The 25107-nt window shown below is 73.4% G+C and carries 20 protein-coding genes; 12 read left to right on the top strand and 8 right to left on the bottom strand.

Going from position 1 to position 25107, the window contains the following annotated elements:
* Nucleotides 1-31: 31 nt before the first annotated feature.
* The 5 genes from ABT369_RS21670 to ABT369_RS21650 are packed head-to-tail and all read left to right on the top strand — an operon-like array spanning nucleotide 32 to nucleotide 4703.
* Nucleotides 32-991, top strand: a complete 960-nt coding sequence (locus tag ABT369_RS21670; protein ID WP_350614316.1) for an ABC transporter permease — start codon at nucleotides 32-34, stop codon at nucleotides 989-991.
* Nucleotides 988-1860, top strand: a complete 873-nt coding sequence (gene opp4C / locus ABT369_RS21665; protein WP_350614314.1) for an oligopeptide ABC transporter permease — start codon at nucleotides 988-990, stop codon at nucleotides 1858-1860. Before ABT369_RS21670 ends, opp4C begins: the two co-directional genes overlap by 4 nt.
* Nucleotides 1857-2834: an ABC transporter ATP-binding protein gene (locus ABT369_RS21660; protein WP_350614312.1), complete on the top strand. Its 978-nt coding sequence runs from the start codon at nucleotides 1857-1859 to the stop codon at nucleotides 2832-2834. The genes opp4C and ABT369_RS21660 overlap by 4 nt, the downstream gene beginning before the upstream one ends.
* On the top strand, nucleotides 2831-3820 hold the full coding sequence (locus ABT369_RS21655) for an ABC transporter ATP-binding protein (RefSeq protein WP_350614310.1): 990 nt from the start codon (nucleotides 2831-2833) through the stop codon (nucleotides 3818-3820). Before ABT369_RS21660 ends, ABT369_RS21655 begins: the two co-directional genes overlap by 4 nt.
* Before the next feature lie 19 nt (nucleotides 3821-3839).
* The gene (locus ABT369_RS21650) at nucleotides 3840-4703 is read left to right on the top strand and encodes an IclR family transcriptional regulator (RefSeq protein ID WP_350614308.1); all 864 of its coding nucleotides are present in this window, start codon (nucleotides 3840-3842) and stop codon (nucleotides 4701-4703) included.
* Here ABT369_RS21650 and ABT369_RS21645 read toward each other — a convergent pair.
* Entirely contained in the window at nucleotides 4700-5080 is a 381-nt protein-coding gene (locus tag ABT369_RS21645; RefSeq protein WP_350614306.1) for a RidA family protein, read from the bottom strand. The two genes, ABT369_RS21650 and ABT369_RS21645, sit on opposite strands and share 4 nt — an antisense overlap.
* Before the next feature lie 6 nt (nucleotides 5081-5086).
* Between ABT369_RS21645 and ABT369_RS21640 the strand changes: the two genes are divergently transcribed.
* The 3 genes from ABT369_RS21640 to ABT369_RS21630 are packed head-to-tail and all read left to right on the top strand — an operon-like array spanning nucleotide 5087 to nucleotide 8567.
* The gene (locus ABT369_RS21640) at nucleotides 5087-6661 is read left to right on the top strand and encodes an N-acyl-D-amino-acid deacylase family protein (protein ID WP_350614304.1); all 1575 of its coding nucleotides are present in this window, start codon (nucleotides 5087-5089) and stop codon (nucleotides 6659-6661) included.
* Nucleotides 6658-7494, top strand: a complete 837-nt coding sequence (locus tag ABT369_RS21635) for an amidohydrolase family protein (RefSeq protein WP_350614303.1) — start codon at nucleotides 6658-6660, stop codon at nucleotides 7492-7494. The genes ABT369_RS21640 and ABT369_RS21635 overlap by 4 nt, the downstream gene beginning before the upstream one ends.
* Entirely contained in the window at nucleotides 7491-8567 is a 1077-nt protein-coding gene (locus ABT369_RS21630; protein ID WP_350614301.1) for an alanine racemase, read from the top strand. The genes ABT369_RS21635 and ABT369_RS21630 overlap by 4 nt, the downstream gene beginning before the upstream one ends.
* On the opposite strand, the gene ABT369_RS21625 is transcribed toward ABT369_RS21630, so the two are convergent.
* Nucleotides 8564-9052, bottom strand: coding sequence for a DUF3995 domain-containing protein (locus ABT369_RS21625; RefSeq protein ID WP_350614299.1), 489 nt, complete (start codon nucleotides 9050-9052; stop codon nucleotides 8564-8566). The two genes, ABT369_RS21630 and ABT369_RS21625, sit on opposite strands and share 4 nt — an antisense overlap.
* A gap of 28 nt (nucleotides 9053-9080) precedes the next feature.
* Nucleotides 9081-10337, bottom strand: a complete 1257-nt coding sequence (locus ABT369_RS21620) for a hypothetical protein (protein ID WP_350614297.1) — start codon at nucleotides 10335-10337, stop codon at nucleotides 9081-9083.
* Nucleotides 10338-10416: 79 nt separating this feature from the next.
* Here ABT369_RS21620 and ABT369_RS21615 point away from each other — a divergent pair, with 79 nt between their 5' ends.
* The 4 genes from ABT369_RS21615 (at nucleotide 10417) to ABT369_RS21600 (ending at nucleotide 18414) form a co-directional block, all read left to right on the top strand.
* Nucleotides 10417-11271, top strand: coding sequence for a PIG-L deacetylase family protein (locus ABT369_RS21615; protein ID WP_350614294.1), 855 nt, complete (start codon nucleotides 10417-10419; stop codon nucleotides 11269-11271).
* Between the two features lie 122 nt (nucleotides 11272-11393).
* On the top strand, nucleotides 11394-12026 hold the full coding sequence (locus ABT369_RS21610; protein ID WP_350614293.1) for a hypothetical protein: 633 nt from the start codon (nucleotides 11394-11396) through the stop codon (nucleotides 12024-12026).
* The gene (locus tag ABT369_RS21605) at nucleotides 12023-16771 is read left to right on the top strand and encodes a carbohydrate-binding protein (protein WP_350614292.1); all 4749 of its coding nucleotides are present in this window, start codon (nucleotides 12023-12025) and stop codon (nucleotides 16769-16771) included. Before ABT369_RS21610 ends, ABT369_RS21605 begins: the two co-directional genes overlap by 4 nt.
* Before the next feature lie 290 nt (nucleotides 16772-17061).
* A complete protein-coding gene (locus tag ABT369_RS21600) occupies nucleotides 17062-18414 on the top strand; it encodes a DUF4407 domain-containing protein (RefSeq protein ID WP_350614290.1) in 1353 nt (450 codons plus the stop codon).
* A gap of 64 nt (nucleotides 18415-18478) precedes the next feature.
* Here the strand turns inward: ABT369_RS21600 and ABT369_RS21595 are convergent, their stop codons facing one another.
* From ABT369_RS21595 to ABT369_RS21575, 5 genes are read right to left on the bottom strand one after another with little or no spacing between them, the layout of a single operon-like run.
* Nucleotides 18479-20668, bottom strand: a complete 2190-nt coding sequence (locus ABT369_RS21595) for a hypothetical protein (RefSeq protein ID WP_350614288.1) — start codon at nucleotides 20666-20668, stop codon at nucleotides 18479-18481.
* A complete protein-coding gene (locus ABT369_RS21590; protein WP_350614286.1) occupies nucleotides 20665-22554 on the bottom strand; it encodes a hypothetical protein in 1890 nt (629 codons plus the stop codon). The genes ABT369_RS21595 and ABT369_RS21590 overlap by 4 nt, the downstream gene beginning before the upstream one ends.
* Complete coding sequence (locus ABT369_RS21585) at nucleotides 22551-22850, bottom strand: hypothetical protein (protein ID WP_350614285.1); 300 nt, start codon at nucleotides 22848-22850, stop codon at nucleotides 22551-22553. The genes ABT369_RS21590 and ABT369_RS21585 overlap by 4 nt, the downstream gene beginning before the upstream one ends.
* A complete protein-coding gene (locus ABT369_RS21580) occupies nucleotides 22850-24220 on the bottom strand; it encodes a hypothetical protein (RefSeq protein WP_350614284.1) in 1371 nt (456 codons plus the stop codon). Before ABT369_RS21580 ends, ABT369_RS21585 begins: the two co-directional genes overlap by 1 nt.
* Entirely contained in the window at nucleotides 24217-25047 is an 831-nt protein-coding gene (locus ABT369_RS21575; protein WP_350614282.1) for a hypothetical protein, read from the bottom strand. The genes ABT369_RS21580 and ABT369_RS21575 overlap by 4 nt, the downstream gene beginning before the upstream one ends.
* Nucleotides 25048-25107 lie beyond the last annotated feature (60 nt).

Genomic DNA, 25107 nt, shown 5'->3' with positions numbered 1-25107 from the left:
CCACCTCACGAGTAAGGGAGTGTGAGCGAGTTTGGGCGCATACCTCGTCCGCCGGCTGCTGGTGAACGTGCTGGTCTTCTTCCTGATCACCGTCGCGATCTTCGGCCTGGTGCACAAGACCCCCGGCGACCCGATCGCCATGCAGGTCCCCGCGGACCAGCTCAACTCCGGCAGCGCCGACTTCATCGCGCAGAAGCGCCACGAGCTCGGCCTGGACCAGTCGGTGGTCGTGCAGTACTGGCACTGGCTCTTGGGCGCCCTGCACGGCGACCTGGGCTACTCGCTGCTCAACGGGCGCGCCGTCACCGAGGTGCTCGGCGAGCGCATCGGCCCCACGATCGAGCTGATGGGCGTCGCGCTCGTCATCTCGCTGCTGGTCGCCATCCCGCTCGGCATCGCCGCGGCCCGCCGGCGCAACTCGGTCGTCGACTACTCCGCGACCGTGGTCAGCCTCGGCTCCGTGTCGATCCCGGTGTTCTTCGTCGCGCTGATCGCCATCTACTTCTTCACGCTGAAGCTGCAGTGGCTGCCGTCGTCTGGCATCTCGGACCCGACCGCGCCGAGCCTGCTGGACACGATCCGCCACCTCGTGCTGCCCGCGCTCATCCTGGGCTTCGGGAACTCGGGGCCCTTCATGCGGTACGTCCGCAGCTCCATGATCACCGAGCTGCAGGCGGACTACGTGCGCACCGCGGAGGCCAAGGGCGCACCCCCGCGCCGCGTGGTCCTGCGCCACGCCTTCCGCAACTCGCTCATCCCGCTGCTGACCGTCGTGGCGTCCAACGTGCCCCAGCTGCTCGCGGGCGCGGTCGTCATCGAGCAGGTCTTCGCCTGGCCCGGCATGGGCCAGCTCGCGGTGAGCTCGGTCAACCAGCACGACTACTCGGTCATCATCGGCTTCGCCCTGCTGATCGCCATCCTCGTGCTGCTGTCGAACCTGCTCGCCGACGTCCTCTACACGCTCGTCGACCCGAGGGTGAGGCTGCGATGACGATCCAGGTGGAGGTCCTCGACGAGGCAGTCCCGCGCCGCGGCGCACTGCGGCGCTTCCGCCGGCACCCGGTGGCCCTGGCCGGCCTCGTGTTCCTGTTCCTCGTGGTGCTGGCGGCGATCTTCGCCCGGCCGCTGTCCGGGCACGACCCCAACCAGATCGACCTGCTCGCCGCGCGGGCGGCGCCGTCGGGCGAGCACTGGCTCGGCACCGACTCCACCGGCCGCGACGTGTTCAGCCGGCTGGTCTTCGCCGGGCGCGTCTCGCTCGGCGTGGGCATCGCCTCGGCCGCCCTCGCCGTGGTCCTCGGCACCGTGCTCGGCGGCATCGCCGGGCTGCTCGGCGGCTGGGTCGACGGGCTCGTCATGCGCATCGCCGACGTGTTCATGTCGTTCCCGTCGCTGGTCGTCATCGTGGTCGTCGCCGGCATCCTCGGCCCGAGCGTGGTCACCATGGTCATCGCGATCGGCCTGTTCCAGTGGCCGGTCTGCGGCCGGATCGTGCGCGGGGTGACGCTGTCGCTGCGCGAGCAGGAGTACGTCCTGGCCTCCCGGGCCACCGGCGCCGGCCCGATGTGGCTGCTGCGCCGGCACATCATCCCCGCCGCGCTGCCCCCGGTCAGCGTGGCCGCGACCCTCGCCGTCGCCCAGGCGATCGCGCTGGAGGCGACGCTGTCCTTCCTCGGCCTGGGCGTACAGCCGCCGTCGGCCAGCTGGGGCAACATGCTCACCGACGCGCAGAGCCTCACCGTCATCCGCACCGAGCCGTGGCTGTGGCTCTCCCCGGGCGTCGCGGTCGCGCTGACCGTGCTCGCCGTCAACTTCATCGGCGACGGCCTGCGCGACGCCGTGGATCCGAGGCAGTCATGACCGTGCTGCTGCGGATCGAGAACCTCAGCGTCGACTTCCACACCGACGACGCGGTCGTGCACGCCGTCGACGGGGTCGACCTCGAGGTGCACGAGGGCGAGATCGTCGCGGTGGTCGGCGAGTCCGGCTCCGGCAAGACGGTGACCGCGATGTCGGTGCTGCGCCTGCTGCGCGAGCCGGCGGCCCGGGTCAGCGCGGGCACGCTCGCCTTCCGCGGCCAGGACCTGCGCGGGCTGTCGCCGCGGCAGCTGCGGGCGATCCGCGGCGGCCCGGTCGGCATGATCTTCCAGGACCCGATGACCGCGCTGAACCCGGTGCTCAGCATCGGCGACCAGATCGCCGAGACCGTGCTGCTGCACCAGGACCGGCGGGACAGAAAAGCGGCCCGGGCCCGCGCGGTGGAGCTGCTCGCGCTCGTCGGCGTCCCGGACGCGGCCCATCGCGCGCGGCAGTACCCGCACGAGTTCTCCGGCGGCATGCGCCAGCGCGCGATGATCGCGATGGCCATCGCCAACGACCCGGACCTCATCATCGCCGACGAGCCGACCACGGCCCTCGACGTGACCATCCAGGCCCAGGTGCTGCAGCTGCTGCGCAAGGCCCAGCGGGAGACCGGCGCCGCCACCATCCTCATCACCCACGACCTCGGCGTGGTGGCCGAGCTCGCGGACCGGGTGGTCGTCATGTACGCCGGCCGGGTCGTCGAGACCGCCGAGGTGCACGCGCTCTTCGGCAAGCCCCGCCACCCGTACACCCTCGGCCTGCTGGCCAGCCTCCCGCGCATGGACACGGAGACGGACCGGCTCGACCCGATCCCGGGCAACCCGCCGAACATGGCCTCGCCCCCGCCCGGCTGCCCGTTCCATCCGCGCTGCCCCCTGGCGCGGGACATCTGCCGCACCGAGCGCCCGGCGCTGCTGGACCTCGGCGACGGCCGGCGCAGCGCCTGCCACTTCCACGAGGAGCTCGCATGACGCAGCCACTGCTGAAGGTGGAAGGACTCGCGAAGCACTTCCCGATCCGCAAGGGCGTGCTGCGCCGCCAGGCCGGGGCGGTCCGGGCCGTCGACGGCGTCGACCTGGAGCTGGCCGCGGGGGAGACGCTGTCGCTGGTCGGCGAGTCCGGCTGCGGCAAGTCCACCACCGGCCGGCTACTGGTGCGCCTGCTCGAGCCGACCGCCGGGCGGATCCTGTTCGAGGGCGCCGACCTGGCGCGGCTGCCCCAGTCGCAGCTGCGGGCGAAGCGGCGCGACATCCAGATCATGTTCCAGGACCCGTACGCCTCCCTGTCCCCCCGCATGACCGTGCACGAGATCGTCGCCGAGCCGCTGCGGGTGCAGGGCTGCTACGCCGAGGGCGGCGCCGAGCGGGTCGCCGAGCTGCTCCGGCTCGTCGGCCTGCGCCCCGAGCACGCCCGCCGCTACGCCCACGAGTTCTCCGGCGGCCAGCGCCAGCGCGTCGGGCTGGCCCGGGCGCTCGCGCTCAACCCGAGGCTGCTCGTGCTCGACGAGCCGGTGAGCGCGCTGGACGTCTCGGTGCAGGCGCAGGTCATCAACCAGCTGCGGGACCTGCAGGACCGGCTCGGCCTGGCGTACCTGTTCATCTCCCACAACCTGTCCGTCGTCCGGCACATCTCGCACCGGGTCGCGGTGATGTACCTGGGCGGCATCGTGGAGACGGGCACCCGGGCGGACATCTTCACCCGCCCCACCCACCCGTACACGCAGGCGCTGCTGTCCGCGATCCCGGTGCCCTCGCCGGTGGGGCGGGACGAGCGGGACCGCATCACGCTCACCGGGGACGTGCCGAGCCCGGCCGACCCGCCGTCGGGTTGCCGATTTCGCACCCGCTGCTGGAAGGCCCAGGATGTCTGTGCGCAGGAGACACCCACCCTGATCGATCGCATCGGGGCCGGCCATCCGAGCGCCTGCCACTTCCCCGAACTGCCCACCACTTCGTAGCCGCTGCAAGGAGGCCGTCATGGCCCGAACCTCTCGCACCGCCCGCCCGGTGCCCGTCGACGACACCAGGCCGGCGTCGGCGAACTACCACGCCAACGCGCTGGCCCGCGGCCTCGCGCTGCTGGAGATGCTCGCCGCCGAGCCGGAGCCGCTGACCGTCAACGACCTCAGCGAGAGCACCGCCCTGCCCAAGAGCACGCTCGTGCGGCTCCTGGCGGTCCTGGCGGAGATGGAGTACGTGGTCAGGGTCGACGAGCGGCCCTCGTACCGCCTCGGGCACAAGGTGCAGCGGCTCGCCAGCGCGTACGTCTCCTCGCTCGACCTGACCGTGGTCGCCGAGGCCTACCTGCGCCCGGTGGCGCTGCGCACCGGGCAGACCGCGAACCTCGGGGTGCTCGACGGCGACCAGGTGCTGCACATCTGCGTCGCCGAGCCGGACCGCCCGCTGCGGTTCACCAGCGCCCTGGGCGCCCGCGACCACACGTACTGCACCGGCCTGGGCAAGATGCTGCTGTCGGAGCTGCCGGAGGCCGACGTCGCCGCGCTGCTGCCCGCCGAGCCCTTCCCCGCGTTCGCCGAGAACACCGTCACCACCCACGCCGAGCTGCGCAAGGATCTCAAGCGGATCGCCCGGCGCGGCTACGCCCTCGACGACAACGAGCGCAGCGCCGGCCTGCGGTGCGTGGCGGTCGGCGTGCGCGTCGGGCAGGACCTGCTGGCCGCGGTCAGCGTCTCGGGCCCGGCGGGGGAGTTCACGGCGCCGAAGCAGCAGGAGTACGTCGCCGCGCTGGACGAGGTCGCCAAGGCGATGGCCGACGACCCCGACTTCACCGCGGCCCTGCGCATCGTGCACCGCTCACTCCGCCCGGCCGGGAAACCCTAGTGGCCGACGTACGCGATGCACTCCACCTCGACCCGCACGTCGCCGCGGCCGAACGCGACGACCACCGTGCTGCGGGCGGGCGGGGCGGCGCCGAAGCGGCGGGCGTAGATCTCGTTGAACGGGCCGAACAGGGTCGCGTTGGACAGGAACGCGCCGACCTTGACGATCTGGTCGACCCGGGCCCCGGCCGCGGCGAGCACCGTCTCGACGTTGTCGAGGGTCTGGTTCACCTCGGTCTCGAAGTCGCCGAGGTAGATGGAGCCGTCGGCGGTCGTGGCGACCTGGCCGGAGACGAACACGAAGTCGCCCGCCTTCGTGGCGTGTGACAGCGGAACGGCGGCGGGGGCGAAGGAGTCGGGATGGAATCGCTCGATCATGAAAGCATGGAACCACATTCCACGTTGCTGCTCCAGGGTGGCACGGTGCTGGACGGCACCGGCGCGCCCGGGATCACCGCCGATGTCCTGATCCGCGACGGCGTGATCGCGGCCATCGAGCCGGGGCTTGTCGCGGACGGACGGGTCTTCGACGCCACCGGGCGGATCGTCTGCCCGGGCTTCGTGGACCTGCACACCCACTCCGACCTGACGCTGCTGTCCGGCCCGGAGGCACGCAGCAAGGTGCACCAGGGCGTCACCACCGAGGTCGTCGGCAACTGCGGGCTCGGGGTGGCCCCGCTGCCGCCCGGCGCCGACGTCGAGGGCATCCGGCAGGCGGTGAGCTACCTCGACCTCGACCCGGCGATCGGCTGGCCGTGGCGGGACCTGCCCGGGTACCTCGCCGCCGTGCGCGCCGCCCGCCCGTCGGTGAACGTGGCCGCGCTCGTCGGGCACGTCCCGCTGCACGCCTCCGTGTGCGGCTTCGACGACCGCCCCGCCACCCCGGCTGAGCTGGACCGCATGTGCGGGCTGCTCGCCGACGCGCTCGGCGAGGGCGCCCTGGGGCTGTCGACCGGGCTGGTGTACCCGCCGCTGACCTACGCCCGCGAGGAGGAGCTCGTCGCCCTCGCCCGGGTCGTCGCCGGGGCCGGTGCCGTCTTCACCTGGCACGTGCGCAGCTACGACGACGGGCTCCTGGACTCCGTGGCCCAGGCGGTGCGGGTCGCCCGGGCCACCGGGGCCCGCACCCAGATCTCGCACCTGGCCGCGGTCGGGCGCCGCAACTGGGGCGCGGTCCGCGGCGCCCTCGACCTCGTCGACGCCGCCAACGCCGACGGCTGCGAGATCGGCGTCGACATCTACCCGTACGTGCACGGCAACGCGCCCCTGTCCCAGCTGCTGCCGGCCTGGGCGCTGGAGGGTGGGGCCGCCGCCTGGGCGCCCCGCCTGCGCGACCCCGGGGTGCGGGCCCGGATCAAGGAGGCCTGGGTCGACCGGCCCACCGGCTGGGACGAGCTGACCGTCAGCTGGACCAGCCGCGGCGACGCCGACCCGGCCGTCGGGCGCACCCTGGCCGACCTCGGCGGCGCCGACGCGACCCTCGACCTGCTCGCCGAGCTCGGCGCGGGCGCCATGATGACCGCCGGCGGGCGCAGCGAGGACGACCTGCGCACGGTCCTGTCGCACCCCGCGGCCGTGGTCGCGTCCGACGGGCTGGCCCTGGACCCGGGCGGCGTCACCGGCGCCGGGGTTCCGCACCCGCGCAGCTACGGGTGTTTTCCGCGGTACCTCAGCCGCTACGCCACCGACCTGCCCGACGCGGTGCGCCGCTGCACCTCCGAACCGGCCCGCCGCATCGGCCTGCCCGACCTCGGCGTGCTGCGCCCCGGCGCCCCCGCCGACGTCGTCGTCTTCGACCCGCGCACCATCGCCGACACCGCCACCTTCACCGCGCCGCACCAGCTGGCCACCGGCATCGACCTGGTGCTCGTGGGCGGCGCGCCGACCGTCGAGCACGGCACGCACACGCGCCGGCGGGCGGGGCGGGTCCTGCACCGCACGAGAGGAACCACGCGATGATCGACGTCCACACCCACTGCCACCTCTCCGAGCACTGGGGCTGCGAGTGGCACCGCAACTGGCAGCCCGTCTACGGTCACGAGTACGCGGACCGCACGCCCGAGCAGTACGACGAGGCGATGGCCGCGGCCGGCGTCGACCTCGCGTTCGTCTTCGGCATGCGGGCCACCCGCGCCGGGGTGCTCACCCCGAACGAGTTCGTCCAGGACTTCGTCGCCCGGACGAGCACGAACACCATCGGCTTCATGGCCCTGGACCTGTCCGACCCGGACGTCATGGACCAGCTCGCCGACGGCATCGCCCGGGGCCTGCGCGGGGTCAAGCTCTACCCGGTGCTGGCCCACTTCGACGCCCGCGACGAGGCCCACGACCCGTTCTTCCGGGCCGCGACCGAGGCCGGGCTCATCGTGCTGTGGCACATGGGCACCACGCCCAGCCCCGAGGGGCGCCTGGAGCTGTCCGACCCGCTCCTCGTCGACGACGTCGCCCGCCGGCACCCCTCGCTGGTCCAGATCATCGCGCACCTCGGGCACCCGTGGCAGCGCGAGACGATCGTCGTGCTGCGCAAGAACCGCAACGTGTTCGGGGACGTCTCGGCCTCGTGGGCCCGGCCCCTCGACGGGTTCATGGCGCTGGTGCGGGCGCAGGAGTGGGGGGTCGTACCGAAGCTGCTGTTCGGCTCCGACTATCCGATGTGGACACCGTCCGAGGCCAAGGACGGGCTGCACCGGCTGGCGCGGATGCGCCCGGGCGGCCTGCCGCCCATCGAGCCGGCGACGGTCGAGTGGCTCATCGACGGCGACCCGCGTGCGGCCCTGGGGCTGGCCGGATGACCCGCGTCGCGGAGCTGCCGACGCCGGCGCTGCTCGTCGACCTCGACCGGCTGGAGCGCAACATCGCCCGGATGGCGGCCGCGTTCTCCGGGGCCGGCGTGGGCCTGCGCCCGCACGCCAAGACCTCCAAGTGCCTCGAGGTCGTCCTCCGCCAGCTCGGCGCGGGCGCCCTGGGCATGACGTGCTCGACCCCGGCCGAGGTGGCGTGGCTGCAGGCCGCGGGCGTGCCCGACCTGCTGTGGGCGCACGCCCCGGTCGGCCCGCCCAAGGTCGCCTTCGTCGTCGAGGCGGCGCGCCGGGGCGGGCTCACCGTCGCGCTGGACTCGCCGGAGGCCGCCGCGCCGCTGTCGGCCGCCGCGGCCGCCGCCGGCGTCGAGGTGCCGTTCGTGCTGGAGGTGAACACCGGCCACGCCCGCCTCGGCGTCGACCCCGAGCACGTCCCGGCCACCGCCGCCTCGCTCGCGGCCCTGCCCGGGTTGCGGCTGCGCGGGCTGCTCACCCACGAGGGGCACCTCGCCGCCATGCCGGACCGGCCGTCGCTGGAGGCCGCCGGGCGCACCGCGGGCGCGCTGCTGGCCCGGCTCGCCGACGGGCTGCGGGCCGGCGGGCACGCGATCGACGTGGTCTCGGTCGGCAGCACCCCCGGCGCCACCTCGGCCCCGTTCGCGCCCGGCGTGACCGAGGGCCGGCCCGGCACCTACGTGTACTACGACGCCAACCAGATCCGCCTCGGCTCCTGCACCCTCGAGGACTGCGCGCTGACGGTCCTCGCCCGCGTGGTGTCGGTCCAGCGCGCGGGCCGCCCGATCATCGACGCCGGGATCAAGGCGATGAGCTCCGACACGATCGCCGCGGCCGGCTCGGTCGGCCTCGTCGGCACCCCGGACGTCACGTTCGCCGACGCCAACGAGGAGCACGGCTTCCTGCTCGACCCCGGCGGGCGCCTCGCGGTCGGCGACCTGGTGCGGATCGTGCCGAACCACGCCTGCGGCACCACGAACATGTGGAGCCACCTGTACGCCGTCCGCGGCGACGCCGTCGAGGCCCGCTGGGACATCTCCGCCCGGTACTAGACCCTCGCCCGCCCCCGCCGGCCACGGCCACCGGCGAGCAGGCCGGCTCCGAGGAGCAGACCCCACACGAGAAACAGCGGATCCCACAGGTAGGCGTGGCCGATCATCGCCTGCCGGTCGAAGCCGCCCTCCGGTCGCAGCGCACCACCCAGCACGAGCCAGGCCACGATGGAGTTCAACGCCCCGTATCCGGTGAGCACGACGGCGGCCAGCCACGCGAACGCTCGCCACGCGCCCGGGCGGGGGAGCGGCCGGCTGGCGGCCAGCAGGGGAACGGCCACGACCACGCATTTCACCGCGGCGACGGCGACCAGCACCAGGCCGGCGGTGACCGGCGCCTCCCGCGCGGCGGTCACCGCCCACTGGCCGACCGTCGGCAGCAGCCGGCGACCGCCGAGCGCCCAGTAGAGGCTGAACCCGGCATGGATGAGGCCCGCGGCCGCGGCTCCCAGGAGGAGACGGGCTTGCGCGGGCGTGTCCGGCATGGCCCGATGGTAGAAGCGCCGCACGGGTTCAGAGGAAGCGGGCGCTCGGCACCGGGCCCGGGGACCACAGGCGGTCGCGGCGGCCGGTGAGCGGCCACCCCGCCGTGAGCGCGGCGGCGAAGGCCGCGAGCTCCGCCGGGGTGTCGCCCGGGGCCACCTCGTCCTCGTCGGGCGCGGTCCGCAGGACGTCGGCGGCCAGCGCCTCGGCGGGGCGGTCGTCCGCGGGGACCGGCTCCGGCTCGCCGCCGGGCGAGAAGCGCGTGTGCTCGCTCCACGGGGGCACCAGCGACTGGTACAGCAGCCCGCTGGCGTCCGGCGCGACCGGGCCCGGGTCCGTCCACGACGTCGCGTGCTCCACGAGCAGCGCGCCCGGCGCGCGCTCGGCCAGCGCCGGCAGGGGCACGGCGGGATCGGCGAGGTCGTAGGCGGCGATGATCGTGTCGCGGCGGCCCGGGGCGTACGGCTGGGCGGGCAGGCCCAGGGCGGAGGCCAGCGCCAGGCCGAAGATCGAGCTGCCCCGGTCGGGCAGCAGGCTGACGCTCGACGCGGACGGGCCGGTGGCGTCGAGCACCACGCGGAGGCGTTCGATCGTGCGGCGCAGGGCGGCCGGGCTGTCGTGCAGGTACGCGTAGCGGCCGCGCATCGGCTCGTCGAAGCCGTACGGGGAGAGGTGCAGCAGGACGCCGCCGTTGAGGACGTAGTGCCAGGGGCGCAGCGCCTGCTGGTCGAGCGGGCCCGGCACGGTCGCGGCGCGTTCGAGCATGCCGGACAGGCGCCCGCGGGCGTGCACCCAGTCCGGCGGCGGCGGGGCGAGGCGCGCGGCGGTCCGGCGGGCCCGGTCCAGGTCGCCGGACATGATGCTGTAGAAGGCGAGCAGGTAGCGCTCCGGCCAGTCCTCCAGGCCGGCGTCGTTCGCCTCGAGGACGGCGACGGCGTCGCCGTAGCGGTAGGCGTCCTCGTAGGCGGCGGTCAGCTCGGTCACGATCCGGCGGTCGCCCGGTGCCGCGTCGAGGGATGCCTCCAGCAGGGGGATGGCGATCCGGGAGATGCCGCGCTCGACGCAGGCCCAGCCCAGCTGGAACAGCCGCCCGGCGTCGCGGGGATCGGCAACCACGGCGTCGGCCGCCTCGGCCAGGTCGTCGAAGCCGGCCAGGCGCCCGGCGCGGGCCAGCAGCGCCGCCAGCTCGACGGTCGGCGCGTCGGCCGCGGCGGTCAGCAACGTGCGGATCGCGCCGTTCAGGTCGCCGGCGTCGAGTTGTTCGGATGCCGCAACGAGGTCACTCATGATCGCCCACCCTATCCGGGCGGGCCGAACATCGCGGGCCCTGCTTGACATGGAACGGCATTTCACATGGGCTGTCGCCATGAAGGTCATGACCGTCTACGCGCACCCCGCGGACACCATCACCAACTGCGGCGGGACGCTGGCCCGCCACGCCGACGCCGGCGACGAGATCGTCGCGCTCATCCTCACCCACGGCGGGCGCATCCACGCCAACCGGTACGCGCAGGAGTGGCGCAAGGACCATCCCGACGCGGCCATCGCCGGCGCCGGCCTGGACGAGATCGTCGCGTTCAAGAAGGGCGAGCTGGAGCGGGCGGCCGAAATCGTCGGCATCTCGCGGCTCGTCACCCTCGACCGCGACGACCGCGAGGCCGGGCTGCACGAGTCGCTCGTCGAGACGGTCGCGGAGCACATCGCGGCCGAGCGCCCCGACGTCATCATCTGCGACTACCCGCAGAACCCGGTCATGGCGGCCAACACGCACACCGTGGCCACCACGACGGTCCTGGCCGCGCTCGGGCGCGCCGGGGCCTACCTGCGCAACCTCGACGGGCAGGCGGAGTACCACGTCAAGCAGGTCTTCCTCACCTCCCTGCCGGTGTTCCCGACCGACGGGCTGAGCCTGTTCGGGATGCGCAACGACGTGTTCGTGGACATCACGCCCGTCGTCGGGCGGAAGGTCGCGGCGATGGACTGCTTCGACAGCCAGGGGTACTCGGGCCTGTTCGCCCGCAAGCTCATCGAGTCGGCCAACGGCGAGGCCGGGCGGGCCGCGGGTGTCAACTTCGCCGAGGGCTTCTACCGGCTCTACAACGAGACCCACGCGACGCTGCCGCTCACCGACGCGGCCCGGGCGGCCGACCCCCTCGTGCGGCACGTGGAGTACAGCCGCATCAGCCTGCGGGAGGAGTACCCGCTGCCACCGCATTCCTGATGATCCGCGATTCTGATCATCCGCATTCCTGATCATCACCGTTCACGTCGGCGTCGACTGCTGCTAGCGCGGGACCGGCAAGATCCCGGGCTGTGCCGCACGGACGCCGTCTCGTCGGGGCCGTGACGGCTGGACTCGCCGCGGCCCTGTTCGCCCTGCCCGGGCCGGCCGCCGCGCACCCCTTCGGCGACCCGCAGACGGTCGCGATCGACGCCGACCCGGCCCGGCCCGAGGTCGTCCACGTGCGCTGGAAGGTCGGCGGCCTCGACGACCTCGTGCTCCTCGGCGTCTCCCTCGGCCTGCTGCCCAAGGACCGCGTGATGCTCGACGGCGCGGTGTTCTACCGCGACAGCGACGCCGCCGCGATCGGGCCTTCCGACCGCTTCGCCGCCTACCTGCTGCGGCAGATCACCGTGACCGGCGGCGGGAAGGCGTGCCCGGGCGCCGTGCAACCGCCCGCCGACCTGGCGCGCGGCGGCGTGGCGATCGACTTCACCTGCCCCGGCCCGGTCGGCACCGCCACGGTCGCGGTGCGCACGCTCACCGACCTCAACCCGGCGTACCAGACGCTGGCCACCGGCCCGGCCGGCGAGCGCACCGTCTACCGCCAGGGCGCGGACTCCCACGACTGGCCGCTCGGGCCGGCGCCGGAGCAGCACCTGGGCCGCAGCGCCGCGCTGCAGATCGGTCTCGTCGTCGGCGCGCTGCTGGCCGCCGCCCTCGTCATCCGCAAAATCCGCAAAGGAGCAAGATGAGGCACCACTTGCGGCGGCTGCTCGCCGTCGCCCTGGTCGGCGGGGCGATCGTCGCGATCGGACCGGCCGCGGCCGAGGCCGAGACCGCCCCCTCGACGGGCGCGCCGCTGCTGAACCTGCGTGACGGGCAGACGCTCGAGGGCACCGTGCGGGTCGAGGCGGAGCCGACGATCGAGAACGACTCGGTCGCGGCGCTGACGGTCGACGGATCCCCGGTGGCCGCGCAGCCGACGGCCGGCACCGCGCACTTCGCCTTCGACATGGGCGGCAACGGTACCGAGGCCAGGTACCACAACTACATCACGGTGAACGAGCACACCGCCGAGGCCGACCGGGTCTACTTCCCCGACATCCCGGGCGGGCGCAACGGCTCCCTCGACTTCCCCGGCGCCTGGCTGCATCCGGGCGCGAACACCATCACCGTGCACGCCGGCGCGAACTGGGTCGACACCACCAACGCCGCCGCCGTCGGGGTCCAGACGCTGCCGGACGGCGAGGGCCTGCGCTGCCCCAACTACGACGACTTCCCGCTGAGCAGCCTGAGCCTCAGCCTCATCGGCGTCGTGGCCGACGGCGAGCAGAACTCCTTCAGCTACAGTTTCGGCGACGGTACCTGCGGCAGCAGCCCCCACCTGCTCACCCAGGACCTGACGTTCGTCGTGTCCGGCACCCCGGGCGGGACCGCCGGCCTCGGCGCCGACCTCGACACCCGCTCCCTCGCCAACGGCGAGCACACCGTCGCCGCCACCACGAAGTCCGGCGCCACCGCCCGGGTCGCGGTCGCGGTGAACAACGCCCCGGCCGGCGCGCCGAAGATCACCCCGGCCGACGGCGCGCTCGTGCGCGGCACCCGCCCGGTGATCGCCGCGCTGCCCGCGGGCGGCTCCGGCACCGTGAGCTCCCTCGCCGTCGACGGCAACGCCGCCGAGAACGCCGAGACCCTGGCCGCCGGCACGGCCACCCTCGGGCTGACCGTCGAGGCCGGCAACTCGGTCGAGGCCAAGTACCACAACTACCTGCTCGTCAACGGCAACCGCGTCGACCTCGGCGGGGACTACGGCGTCGCCGGCCAGGAGACGGTGGCGCTGAAGTTCCCGAACCGCTTCCTGCGCAACGGCGACAACGTGATCCGGATCAAGACCGGCGACTACAACGGCACGTCGAACGGGGCCACCTGCGCCAACCACGACGACTTCCGGATCACGCGCACCTCGGCGCTGCTGGCCCTCGGCACCGCCGGCGCGGTGACGAACGGCCCGACGTACCTGTGGACGGGCGACACCAGCGCCGTGACGACCGACGCCTCCCTCGCCCTGGGCGACGGGACCTGCGGCGTCAACAAGGAGGCCGAGTTCCACTTCGGCGTCTCCGGCGCGCCCACCACGCGGACCGTCGACACCCTGGCCGCCGCGGGCGACGCGCACCTGCGGGTCTTCGTCGGCGGCAACGGCGCCGACAGCGGCTTCGACAACAAGGTGCTCATCAACGGCATCCCGCTCGACCTCGGCATCTGGGAGAAGGAGATCGCCGACCTCGCCTTCCCGAACGAGTGGCTGGTGCCCGGCGTCAACGTCGTCGAGTTCGTCGCCGGCAGCGACCACGGCAGCGCGAAGGCGGGCGGCTGCGACAACTACGACGACTTCACGCTGCGCGACTTCGCCCTCGCCCCGGCGACCGGCACCGCAACGCAGCTGACGAAGATGATCGCCGGGAACACCGTGACCATCGGCTCCGCCAGCTACGCCGCGGGCCGGCCGGTCACCGTGTACGTCGGCGACGGCACCTGCGGCAGCTCGTTCAACGCCACCCTGGACAAGACGATCCTGTTCGACATCGCCGGGGCTCCGGCCGCGGGCCGCCGCGCCGACCTCGACACCACGAAGGTCGACGACGGCCGGCACACCATCACCGCCGTCGTCGCCGACAAGACCTCGACGCGCGGCTTCACCGTCGACAACACCGCCCCGCAGATCTCCCAGAGCGTCCCGGCCGAGGGCCAGCGGCTCACCTCCACGGTCGCGCTCGAGGTCGGCGTCACCGACGCGACCGGCGTCGCGGGCAAGCCGGTCATCACGCTCGACGGCAAGGCGGTCAACCAGGGCGACCCGATCGGCCGGGGCCTGGCCGCGGGCGCGCACACCATCGCGGTCGCGGCCGCCGACACGCTCGGCAACGCCGCGACCCGCGAGATCCACTTCACCAGCGCCAACATCCCCGACGTGCCCACCGAGCTCACCGCGAGCGTCACCGGCACCAACCACCCGAGCGCGAACCTGTCGGCGAAGGTGCCGGGCGCGGCCGGGGTGGCGCTGACCGCCACGTTCACGAAGGCCGACATGGTGCTGCCGACCGGCGGCTACCAGGGCACCGCGACCGCCGTGCCGACCGCGCTCGACGTCGCCCACGACACGACCGTCGACGTGGGCTCGCTGCGGCCGCTCGACGGGCGCTCGCTCGCCACGCCCTCGTCGCGGGACGTGGTCTTCCAGCGGTACGACATCGGCATCGGCTCGGCCGCCGATCCGACGCTGCGCTGGGAAGGCACGATCGACCCCGAGCGGGTCGTGGCGCTGCGGGTGTGGGACCCGGCCGCGAAGCGGTGGGTCGTGCTCACGAGCGCCCGCGGGCAGACCGAGCACAGCACCGTGCTGACGGCGCAGCTCGGCGACGGGTACCGCGACGGCGGGACCGTGCACGTGATGGTCACCGGCGAGGACCCCTTCGCCGACGACCTCTCGCCCCGCGACGCCACCGCCCAGCAGGACAAGGACCACTTCGAGGACCCGGGCAGCTACGACTTCGCCCTCGCGCACTTCACCGACACCCAGTACCTGACCGAGGGCGCCGCCGGCGGCACCTACGACAACTGGAACGGCAAGGCCGAGGCCTCCGACGTCGAGACCGCCGAGGAGCAGGCGATCTGGGCCGCCGCCTACCGCGACACGACCCAGTGGATCGCCGACAACGCGGCCGGGCGCAAGATCGCCTACACCGCGCACACCGGCGACGTCATCGAGAACGACTACTACGACCCGCTCGCGAAGAAGGCCGACGGCTCGCTGCTGCGCCCCGGCCTCAACGAGCAGGTCGACAAGGAGCTGGCCCTCGCGTCCGGCTACCAGGGGATCCTCGACGACCACGGCGTGGTCAACCAGGTCATCGCCGGCAACCACGACGACCAGCTCGGCGCCGAGACCGGCCCCGACTCCCGGTTCAGCCGGACGTTCAGCGCCTCCCGCTACTACCAGGTGGCGAAGTCCTGGCCGGCCGGGACCGAGTACCACGCCTGGGACGAGCAGAACGGCGTGCCCGGCAAGGACAACCAGAACAACTACGTGCTGTTCTCGGCGGGCGGGCTCGACTTCGTCGCCGTCGGGCTGTCCTACGGGGTCACGCCGCAGGAGGCCAAGTGGGCCGACTCGATCTTCAAGCGGTACAAGGACCGCAACGGCATCCTGCTCTCGCACGACTACCTCAAGCCGTCGAGCAACCCCGACGGGCGCGGCGCGGACTTCTCGGCGCCGGACGGCTCGCCGCTGTACAAGCAGGTCGTCGAGGCGAACCCGAACGTCTTCCTGGTCCTCGCCGGCCACGAGCACGGCGTCGGCACCAACCTCAAGACCGGCGTCGGGGTCACCGTCGCCCACGACGTCGTCGAGCTGCTCGCGGACTACCAGTTCTACACGGTCCCGGCCGGGGAGCTGTGGCCGTCGCTCGTCGACGCGGCCGGCAACATCGACGTCAACGGCGACGGGGTGACCGACCACAAGGCGAGCGACCGGCTGCAGTTCGGCGCGAGCTTCCTGCGCCTGCTGCAGTTCGACGTCAAGCGGGCGGAGATGCACATCGACACGTACTCCCCGTTCCTGAACAACTACGGGGCGACCGAGTACGACATCCGCCAGGACGGCAGCCAGACGAAGCCCCGCTACAACGGCGCGGAGGACAACCTGACCCTGCCGGTCGACCTCACGAGCCGCAAGACGTCCTTCAGCACGGACTCGCTCGCCGCCTACGTGCCCGCGGGCACGATCGGCACCGACCGGGTGACGGCGGGCGGCACGGCCACGGCGAGCTGGACCGGTCTGGCCCCGGCGACGTCGTACGCCTGGCTGGTCTCCGCGAGCAGCGCCGACGGCGGCGTGGCGGTGGCCCAGCCCGCCGTGTTCCGCACCGCCCGCGGGCACGTGAGCCTGTCCGCGGCCACGGCCCCGGTGGACTGGGGCACGGCCGCGACCGTCACGGTCAAGGCGGACGCCGAGGGCCTGCCGGTCGCCGGCACCGTCGAGCTCCGCGAGGGTGACAAGGTCCGGGGGAGCGCGGCGCTGAGCGGCAACGCGGTGACCTTCAAGCTGCCGCCGGGGCTCGCGCCCGGCCCGCACACGCTGCTGGCCACCCTCTCGGCCACCGACGCCTTCGACGTCGCGCAGGCCACCGTCACGGTCACCGTGAACGCGCCCCCAGCCTGGGCCGCGAGCAAGGTCTACGTGAGCGGCGACCGGATCTCGTACGACGGCCGCGTCTTCACGGCCTCCTGGTGGACCCAGAACCAGAAGCCGGGCGACCCCAACGGGCCCTGGCAGGAGCTCGCGACGACCGAGGACGGGGCGGCGCTCTGGACCGCCACGCGCATCTTCAACTCGGGGGATGTGGTGGTGTACCAGGGCAAGCGGTACCGCGCCGCCTGGTGGACCCGCAACCAGGCCCCGGGCGACCCGAACGGCCCCTGGAAGGCGATCGCCTAGGCAGCACCCGGATTCGCAAGCCGGTCGGGCCCAGCGCCCGGCCGGCTTGCGGCGTCCCGGACCCCGCGATTGCCGGAACGACCCATACCTGCGGTCATTGCCGGGTGCTGGATCGTGCGATGGGCACGGTGAAACGGACGGCCAGAGCCGACCGTTCGCAGAACGCGCCGAAACGCCGGCCGCCCGTACCATCGAGGCATTCCCATCGCCTCTTCGAAATCCGGTGTCCAGCCGTGCCCGACGATGCCGTTGCGCGCCCCCGTGGCCGATTTCTCTTACGTGTTGCGAATGTGAATCCGGACAATGTCCGGTCGCACTCGGACCGGGTGCTGTACTCCGCGATCGGCGTGTTCATTCTCCTCTATTTCGCGTATGCGACGGTGGGCGGCGCGGTATTCATCGACACCAGCGCGAACTACACCCACCCGTGGTGGCGGTGGCTCGTCGGGCCGATGATCGCGCTCGCCGTCATCGCCTACGACCGCGCGGTGGTGGGCCGGGTCGCCACGAACTTCGACGATCTGGAGAACGAGGACCCCAGCCGGCTGGTCAAGCGGCGCACGGTCGGCCTCTACCTGGGCCGGTTCGTGCTGGCGCTGCTCGTCGCGGTCGTCATCACCGAGCCGCTCATGCTGGACCGGTACAAGGGCGAGATCGACAACTACCTCAACGACAAGCAGAACGTCGCCGCGGAGCAGGCCCGCTCGGCGGGCGCGATCAAGGGCTACGAGGACGAGAAGGCCCGGATCGACACGCAGAACACCGCCGACGACGACGCGGTGAACAAGCTGACGAAGTCGGCGACGGACAAGCGCTCCGAGGCGGCCGACATCTACAAGCAGGCCCTGGCCGACTCCGAGGGCGACGGCGTCACCCACAAGAGCGGCTGCCCGGCGGGCGGGTACTGCGACTCGCTCGTGAAGCGCTCCAACCAGCTGCGCGACGAGGCCAAGCAGCTCGACGACGAGGCGGCCGCGCTGCGCCAGCAACAGCAGGCCGGCCGCGACTCCCGGGCCGCTCGCAAGCGCGAGCTGGACGGCTTGATCGCCAAGGCCCAGGACGAGAACCTCCAGGTGATCAAGGCGAACTCGGGCTTCGGCGCGCGCACGGCCGCGATGTGGCACCTCATCGTCTCGGACTTCCTCGGCGTCGGCGTGTTCTATCTCGGCACCGCGCTGCTGCTCATCGCGCTGGACTGCGCGGCGATCGGGCTGAAGCTGGTCTCGCACGGCAACGCCTACGAGCGCGCCGAGGCGCGCCAGTCGCGCGAGCAGGAGCTGATGTCGCGCGTGCGGCACAAGCGCCGCGTCGAGACGGTCCAGAAGGCGGAGGACGCCTACGGGGAGGTCGCCTCGGAGATCGTCACCGACAGCATCCGCGGCGCCGCCGACGAGCGAAGACTCCGGCGCGAGGCGGCCCGCGAGGCGCGGGAGCAGCTACGCACGACCCTGCACGACACCATGCACGTCGGCGCGGACGGCAAACCGTCGCGCAACGGCCGGGTCCGCCAGCGCACCGCGCCGGTCTCCACGTCGCCGTGGCCGGCCCCGGAGCACGGCTTCGCCGACCCCGACGGCGACGACGACCCCGACACCACGGGCGACGGCGGCACGACGCGCGGCTGGTCGTACCAGCCCCGCTGACCTGCCCCCGGACCAGATCGGCCCCCGCCCTGCCGGACGGGGGCCGATCTTTCGTGCCCTGCGCTCACTGCGCCTCGGTGATGAGCGTCAGCTCGATCGAGCTCTTCTGGTCGGCCGCCGTGGTGGGCGCGGCGACGACGTACCGCGCGTCGGCGAACTCCGCCAGCTGGGCCTGCTGCAGCATGGACTGCAGCGCGAGGGCGTTCTGGGCGGCGGCCTGCGGGTCGGGTCCGGCGGGGCTGAGCATCACGTAGACGACCCGCCGCTGCGGCAGCTTCTCCAGCAGCGTGTGCAGCTCGCCGAGCACCTTGTCGGTGGCCTTCTGCGTGCCGTCCCACGAGACCTTGATCGTGTCGGCGGCCGCGGGCTCGCCGGGCCTGAACCGGCTCGACGGGCTCGTGCCGGTCACGACCGGCGCCCCGCTCGCGGACTGCCCGCCCGGCTGCTCGCCGCTCTGCGTGCCCGCCCAGATCACCACGCCGGCCAGCACCGCCGCCGCGCCGGCCGTGATGCCCCACAGGACTTTCTCACGCCGATCCAGCGCCACGCGACCCCCGCGCCGCGGACCCGTTTCCGGGTGCCCCGCGCCGGTCTGCGGGTCGGGTTCCCGGTGCGCGGGAACCGTCGTCCGCGGCGGCTCGAGCAGCCGCTTCACCATCGGGGGCATCGGTTCGCTGTTGTGGGCGGAGCGCATCGCGGACCGGTGGATCAGTTCCGCCAGGTGCGGGTCGCGCGGCCCGCCACGCTTCAGCATGTCGTTGACCGCGCCGTACAGCACCTGCCGGACCGCCGGTCGCGGCGGCTGGTGGGCGCTGACGGCGGCGTCGAAGTCCAGCAGCCACCGCTCCGCCGGCTTGCTGTCGGCGCGGGCGATGAGCACGGAGCCGAGCCGGAACAGGTCGCCGGGGTCGAGCGCGGCGCCCTCGGCCGGTCGTTCGGCGGCGGTGGCGACCAGGCCGGCGGCCGCGGCCGGGCCGACCTTCGGCATCTGCGTGAGCACGTGCCGGGCGAACCTCGGGCCGCGGGCCAGGAGCACCTCCCGGGCCCGCGGGGTGAAGCCCGGGCCGGCGAGCTCGGCCACGAGGTGCGGCGAGGGATCGGTGAAGAGGTCGTGGTGCTTCCAGGGCGACACACCCAGCGTGTCCAGCCAGGAGTCCGGTGCCGTCCACAGCCCGGTGCGCTTGCGCTCCCGGATGGTGTCGGCCAGGTGCTCGGGGTCGGGCTCGGCCTCGTGGACCAGGCTCGCGGCGCCGGCGTCCCCGGGCCGCTCGAGCAGCGCGTCGAAGAGCGGCAGCAGGATCGCCTGGCGCAGGCCGGGCTCTTCGAGCTTGACCAGGGCGCGGCGAGCCGCCTCCGGGCTGCCCTCGGCCCACTTGGTGACCTCGTGCGGGAAGTCGGCCAGGCGCCGGCGACCCTCGCGGTCGCGCAGCAGGTCCGGCACGGTCTCGGGGGTCGGGAAGGCGATGTTGGTGGCGGTGTGCTCGACCAGCCCCTCGACGGTCTCCGCCGGGGCCTCGAGCAGGTCGGGGTCGTGGTGCAGGCGGACCGCCCGGCCCACGAGCAGCTCGAACGCCGAGCGATGGGCCTGCGTGCCGAGCCGGCGCGCGACGGCGTCGGCGCCGGGCGGGACCGACCAGCGAGTCCGGTCGATGACCCGGTCCAGCGGTGATCCGGTCCGGAAGTCGGCGGGCAGGTCCGCCGTGACCAGGTTCGGGCGCGGCTCCTGCAGCGGGCAGGTCGACCAGGTGTACTCGGCCGCGACGGCCCTGGGCAGGACGCCCAGGACCGCGTAGATCGTGATCGCGGCCTCGGCCGGGGTGCCGGGAAGGCGCAGCAGCGGCTGGCCGAAGAGCAGGCCGTTCAGCGCGTGGCGGACGCCTGCCTCGTCGGCATGACCGGCCGCGAGCGGCTCCTTGCCGCCGACCGCGGCGATGCCCTCCGACCATGCCTGCTGCGCGCCGACGGCGAACGGCTCGAACTTGAACCGGCAGGTGCCGGCCACCCCGAAGTGGCCGCCGCGGCCCTGCTCGGCGAAGCACCAGTACCGCCCGTGGCGGGGGACGGTGACGACCCGGAGGCTGTACACCGGATGGTCCAGCGTGGAACGGACCGCCGGCTGGACGACCGCGTCGTCGATCAGTCGCTCGGCGACCGCCCAGAACTCCGGAGCCGCGGACGAGGCCGTGTCCGAGGCCCGTATCGGGGCGAAGCCCCGGCCCTCGACGTCGGCCCACGCGATGAGGTTCGCTGTCATGCCTGTGCCTTTCCGAGGGTGGCCAGCAACAGCTGGCTCAGCGCCGCCGAGCGGTCCTGGAGCCGGGGGAAGGTGGCGGTGGACTCGAGTGGGCGCAGGCGGGGGTTGCCGGCGTCGTCGAAGGCGCGCGGAACGGTGCCGAGGGGTGAGCAGAGGAAGAACCGGAGGCGGAGCCAGGGCTCGCGGAGGAGTTTGTAGAAGGTCCACTCGTGGCCGAGGCCGTAGGTGATGCCGCAGCCGAGGGCCGACATGACGACGTCGCGCAGCTGGATGTGGCCGATGGCGTCGCGGCGCTGGGCGCGGTCGAGATGCCCGCCGATGGAGGGGACGAGGATGGTGTACGGGTTGCAGGCCGGGTCGTCGCCGTCGGGGATGTCGATGTGGTCCTCGCGCCCCTCGTGGGCGAGGTTCCAGAAGTTGCCGGGCTCGGAGTAGTAGCGGATCAGGCCCTCCGCGACCTGCCGGCAGCGGGCCTCGCGGACCCGTTCGTCGACGGCGACGCCGGCCTGCAGGTACTGCAACAGCGACCCGGCCGCCTGGTCGACGTGCACGGCCCCGTCGAGATGGGAACGGGTCAGCACGGCGAGGTAGCCGGCGACGCCGCGCAGCACCTCGCCGGGCTGGCCGAGGTGGTCGAGGTCCTTCTTGCGCAGGACCGCGTGCAGCAGGTCGCTCTTCGTGATGGCGACGAGCAGCTGGACGCCGGCGCCGGGGTCGGCGACGACCTCTCCGTCGAGCAGGGTGAGGCGGCGGCCGATCTCGGTCTGCACGTGGTCGCGGCGGCTCCTGACCACGGCCTGCCCCACGGCGTGCGTGGTGCCGGGGCGCAGGCTGCCGTCGAGGACATCGGTGTACGCGCTCTCCTCGGCCAGGCTGTCCTCCGCGAAACGGTCCATGGAGGCCGAGACGAGCGGGTCGATCACCCAGACCAGCGCGTCGTAGTCGCGCAGCTTCACCCGCTCCCGGGGCGAGCCGTCGTCCGGGTCGAACATCTCGCCGGGCAGGTCGGCCAGGCCGGTCCAGGTGCGCCGGGTGCGGCACTGGGTGCGCATGACCAGCGGCTGCCGGAAGCCCTTGCCCCACTCGGCGGCCCGCCGCTGACCGTCCACGACGGTCCGGCGGATCACGTCCTGGATCGCGTCGAGCACCTCCGGCAGCTGCTCCTTGAGGATGCCCTCGGGCCGGCCCCAGCGGTCCATCATCGTCGGCTCGATGGCGTCGCCGACGGCCAGGGTCTGGGCGTACATCGAGGAGCGGCTGCGCATCGGGATCTGCTCCAGCGGGCTGAGCTGGTATTCGCGGATGCGCCCGTCGTCCTGGGCCGGCAGGAAGTTGTGCGGGTTGTCGAGGTTCTGGTGCATCGTGCGCAGGAGCAGGTAGGTCTTGCCGCTGGCCGGCGCCCCGATCGCGGCGATCATGTTGTACTCGTCGACGTGGTGCTCCGTGGCGTTCACGCCCGGCCGATCGAGCACCGGCGCCGAGTCGGGGAAGATGTGCCCGCCACCGCACAGCAGGTACACGTAGTCGATGTCCAGGTCGTTGAACCGCGGATCGGTGGAGCACGGCATCGGGAAGTCGTGGCCGACGACCGACAGCCGCCAGGGGAAGCGCCGCGACTGGGTGGCCATGGGCCCGACCTCGAGCCGGAAGCAGGGCGGGAACGCGAACCGGCCGTTGTCGGTCATGACCGGGGCCGCGCCGAGGGCCGCCCCGCACGCCGGGCAGGTGCGGCCGAAGCGGCGCAGCAGCTGATGGTCGCCGCCACCGCCGCGGCCGGTCCCGGCGCCGTTGCCGCCCGAGCCCGAGCCGCCGTTCGAGGGCGGCACGGGCCGGCGCGGCCGTGGCGGCCACACGCGCGCGTACAGGTCCTGCAGGCGGGCGATCATCCGAACACCGCCCAGGACAGCAGCGCCAGCACGGAGAACACGCCGAGCAGGGCCAGCCCGGCCAGCAGGCCGACCCGGGTGCCCCATTCCCGGCCGGCCGTCGCGGCCGCCTCCAGGTAGCCGGCGAGACGCGCCTCGACGGCCTCCACCGTGGCCGGCGGCGCGGCGGGACCGGCGTGCAGCCAGTCGCCGAACTTGTGGCCGAGGCTCGTCAGCTCCGAATCCGGTCCGACCGCCTGCTCGACCCGGCGACGCAGGTGCTCTCGTCCCGGGAAACGCAATCCTGCCAGCTCCATCAGCCGCCCATTCCGAATACGATCACGACCAGCACCAGCACGACGCCGAAGACCGCGGCCCCGCAGGCCACGCCGGCCAGCAGCGCCCTGAGCACCGCCAGCTCCCAGGCCCGCCGGCGCACGGTCTCGTAGCCGTGGCGGACCCGGGCGGGCAGCGGGCCGGGCAGCGCCAGCGCGCTGTGGCGGATGCCGTCCAGCTCCCGCCGCATCGCCTCCGAGCGCTGCGTCCTCGGCGGCTCGATCGGCCCGGTCCGGCGCACGACGCAGGCGCGCTCGGCGTCGATGAGCCGGTTCACCCACTGCAACGCCGACCAGTCCGGATGCTCGATCTCGCGGCCGAAGGGCTCCACCGCCGCCTCGATGAGCGGGTCCCACCGCAGCTCGGCGGTGTTCTGCCAGCGGCGGCGCAGCGCCGAGCGGACCTCGTCGCGCTCGTCGGCCGCCCGCCGCCCACCGCCGAGATCGGTGAGCAGCGTCTTCTCGACCCATTCGCGGCCGGCCAGCGTGCACAGCACCACCAGGGCGAAGCCGAACCGGTCGTGGGCACGCAGCACCTGGGCGCTGCGCTGGCCGTGCCGCACGCGGCCGTACGCCCAGACCGGGGTGAGCCGCAGCTGGGCCGGCGGAGGGTTCAGCCGGGTGGCCGCGTCGATGTCGATGAGCACGAAACCGGAGGAGTTCGCGGTGCTGTACCGGCACACGTTGTCCGGCTTGATGTCGCAGTGCACCATCCCGCGCCGGTGCAGCGCGTCGAGGCCGGAGCCCATGCCGATGAAGTCGCTGAGCTGCTGGACGGCCGGCCGCGCCAGGAACGGCGCCCAGTTCAGCTGCTTCATCCACGGGGACACGGCGAGCAGGTACAGGTCCGGGCTCGGCACGTCGTCGCCGAACCAGCTCGGGTACACCCCCCGCACCTGCCGCAGGAGGTCCTCGGGCGCCAGCTCCAGCTCGGTCTGGACCGTCCCGTCGAGGATCTCCGTGCTGCCGTCGGTGTTGACGATGTGCACGGGCACGACCGCCCACGGCGGCTCGATCGGGGCGCGGTCCTCCTCGCCCGGCAGGTCGGCATTGGCACCCTGCACGTCCGAGGCCTGCTGGCGCAGGTAGTAGCGCAGCGCCTCGGTGTCGGTGCGGTCGGCGCAGCGGTAGATCTTGACGTGCCAGCGCTGCCAGTGCGAGGCCTGGCGGCTGTGCGCCTCCGTGTAGCGCACCCCGGTGCTGATCAGGCGCACTCCGTCCGGCGAGCCGGGGTCGGGCACGTTGAACTGCACCGTGCGCGACTCGGCGGAGACCGGCGGGTCCACCACCAGCTCGGCGTGCCAGCCGGAGCCCTTGAGCCTGACGACGAGATCCGGCTCCTGCAGCGTCATCGAACCTCCGTGGTCAACAGCTTGTAGCCGACCTCGCTCTGCCCGGCTCCGGTGCGGGCGGCCGACAGGCCGTAGGTGATCCGGCCGCTGGTGCCGACCGGCAGGGAGTGCCCGGGTGGCAGGGCGCGACCGTCGACACGCACCAGGTAGTTGCGCCGCTCGTTGCAGCGATGCAACCGGGTGACGCCGGCGTGGTGGCGGATCAGGAGCAGGCGTCCGCGCGGCACCACCGCGGCGAAGTCGGGAATGCGCACGATCGTGCCCGTGGTGACGCCCAGTCCCCGGCCGAACGGCAGCCACTGGTCGGTTTCGGGCAGCAGATACCGCCAGCGCCAGTCGCCGTACACGAGGGTGAGGGCGGCCGCCGTGGTCACGACCGGCGCCGGCTCCGGCCGGCAGGGGGCCGTCTCCGGGCCGCTCGACTCGGGCATCGTCGCGGTGCCGGGCGGGCCGGTGCCCGGCTCCGGCAGCGGCGGGTGCAGCGTGATGCGGTAGCCGGGCGCGGCCACGTTGTCCTGGCGGTCGATGTGCACCCGGACCCGGGCGCCGGGCAGGTTCTCGCGCACGATCCGCCCGGCCAGTCGCTGCAACAGGCCCGGCTCGGCCGGCGGCCGCATGGTGACGACCACGGCCCGGATGAGCAGGGTGTGCGCGTCCCGGTGGTTGCGGGCCTCGGCACAATAGGCGCCGAGCGATCGCTCGAGGGCGAGCAGCACGATCGAATCGAGGACAGCCCCGGAAACGTTCCGGCCCGGCTCGGTCCCGCCCACGTTGGCCTCCGGCGAGGGTGCGGCAACCGCGACGACGATGGTGCCCGGCAATCGCATGCGCGATCACCGGGCTCGTTTCACCGTAGGGCAGGGGCCACGCGGCCCGCATTCGCCGTT

The organism is Dactylosporangium sp. NPDC000244 (assembly GCF_040300725.1).
Lineage (GTDB): Bacteria > Actinomycetota > Actinomycetes > Mycobacteriales > Micromonosporaceae > Dactylosporangium.
Note: the sequence above shows the minus strand (reverse complement) of the source record. Positions and strands in the feature narration are given on the sequence as shown.

Coding starts and splice junctions, on each gene's coding strand:
- ABT369_RS21580 (WP_350614284.1), bottom strand. CDS start 24,220: ATGACGCTGCAGGAGCCGGATCTCGTCGTCAGGCTCAAGGGCTCCGGC.
- ABT369_RS21615 (WP_350614294.1), top strand. CDS start 10,417: ATGAAGGTCATGACCGTCTACGCGCACCCCGCGGACACCATCACCAAC.
- ABT369_RS21645 (WP_350614306.1), bottom strand. CDS start 5,080: ATGATCGAGCGATTCCATCCCGACTCCTTCGCCCCCGCCGCCGTTCCG.
- ABT369_RS21605 (WP_350614292.1), top strand. CDS start 12,023: ATGAGGCACCACTTGCGGCGGCTGCTCGCCGTCGCCCTGGTCGGCGGG.
- ABT369_RS21655 (WP_350614310.1), top strand. CDS start 2,831: ATGACGCAGCCACTGCTGAAGGTGGAAGGACTCGCGAAGCACTTCCCG.
- ABT369_RS21630 (WP_350614301.1), top strand. CDS start 7,491: ATGACCCGCGTCGCGGAGCTGCCGACGCCGGCGCTGCTCGTCGACCTC.
- ABT369_RS21590 (WP_350614286.1), bottom strand. CDS start 22,554: ATGATCGCCCGCCTGCAGGACCTGTACGCGCGCGTGTGGCCGCCACGG.
- ABT369_RS21585 (WP_350614285.1), bottom strand. CDS start 22,850: ATGGAGCTGGCAGGATTGCGTTTCCCGGGACGAGAGCACCTGCGTCGC.
- ABT369_RS21575 (WP_350614282.1), bottom strand. CDS start 25,047: ATGCGATTGCCGGGCACCATCGTCGTCGCGGTTGCCGCACCCTCGCCG.
- ABT369_RS21595 (WP_350614288.1), bottom strand. CDS start 20,668: ATGACAGCGAACCTCATCGCGTGGGCCGACGTCGAGGGCCGGGGCTTC.
- ABT369_RS21660 (WP_350614312.1), top strand. CDS start 1,857: ATGACCGTGCTGCTGCGGATCGAGAACCTCAGCGTCGACTTCCACACC.
- ABT369_RS21640 (WP_350614304.1), top strand. CDS start 5,087: ATGGAACCACATTCCACGTTGCTGCTCCAGGGTGGCACGGTGCTGGAC.
- ABT369_RS21650 (WP_350614308.1), top strand. CDS start 3,840: ATGGCCCGAACCTCTCGCACCGCCCGCCCGGTGCCCGTCGACGACACC.
- ABT369_RS21635 (WP_350614303.1), top strand. CDS start 6,658: ATGATCGACGTCCACACCCACTGCCACCTCTCCGAGCACTGGGGCTGC.
- opp4C (WP_350614314.1), top strand. CDS start 988: ATGACGATCCAGGTGGAGGTCCTCGACGAGGCAGTCCCGCGCCGCGGC.
- ABT369_RS21620 (WP_350614297.1), bottom strand. CDS start 10,337: ATGAGTGACCTCGTTGCGGCATCCGAACAACTCGACGCCGGCGACCTG.
- ABT369_RS21625 (WP_350614299.1), bottom strand. CDS start 9,052: ATGCCGGACACGCCCGCGCAAGCCCGTCTCCTCCTGGGAGCCGCGGCC.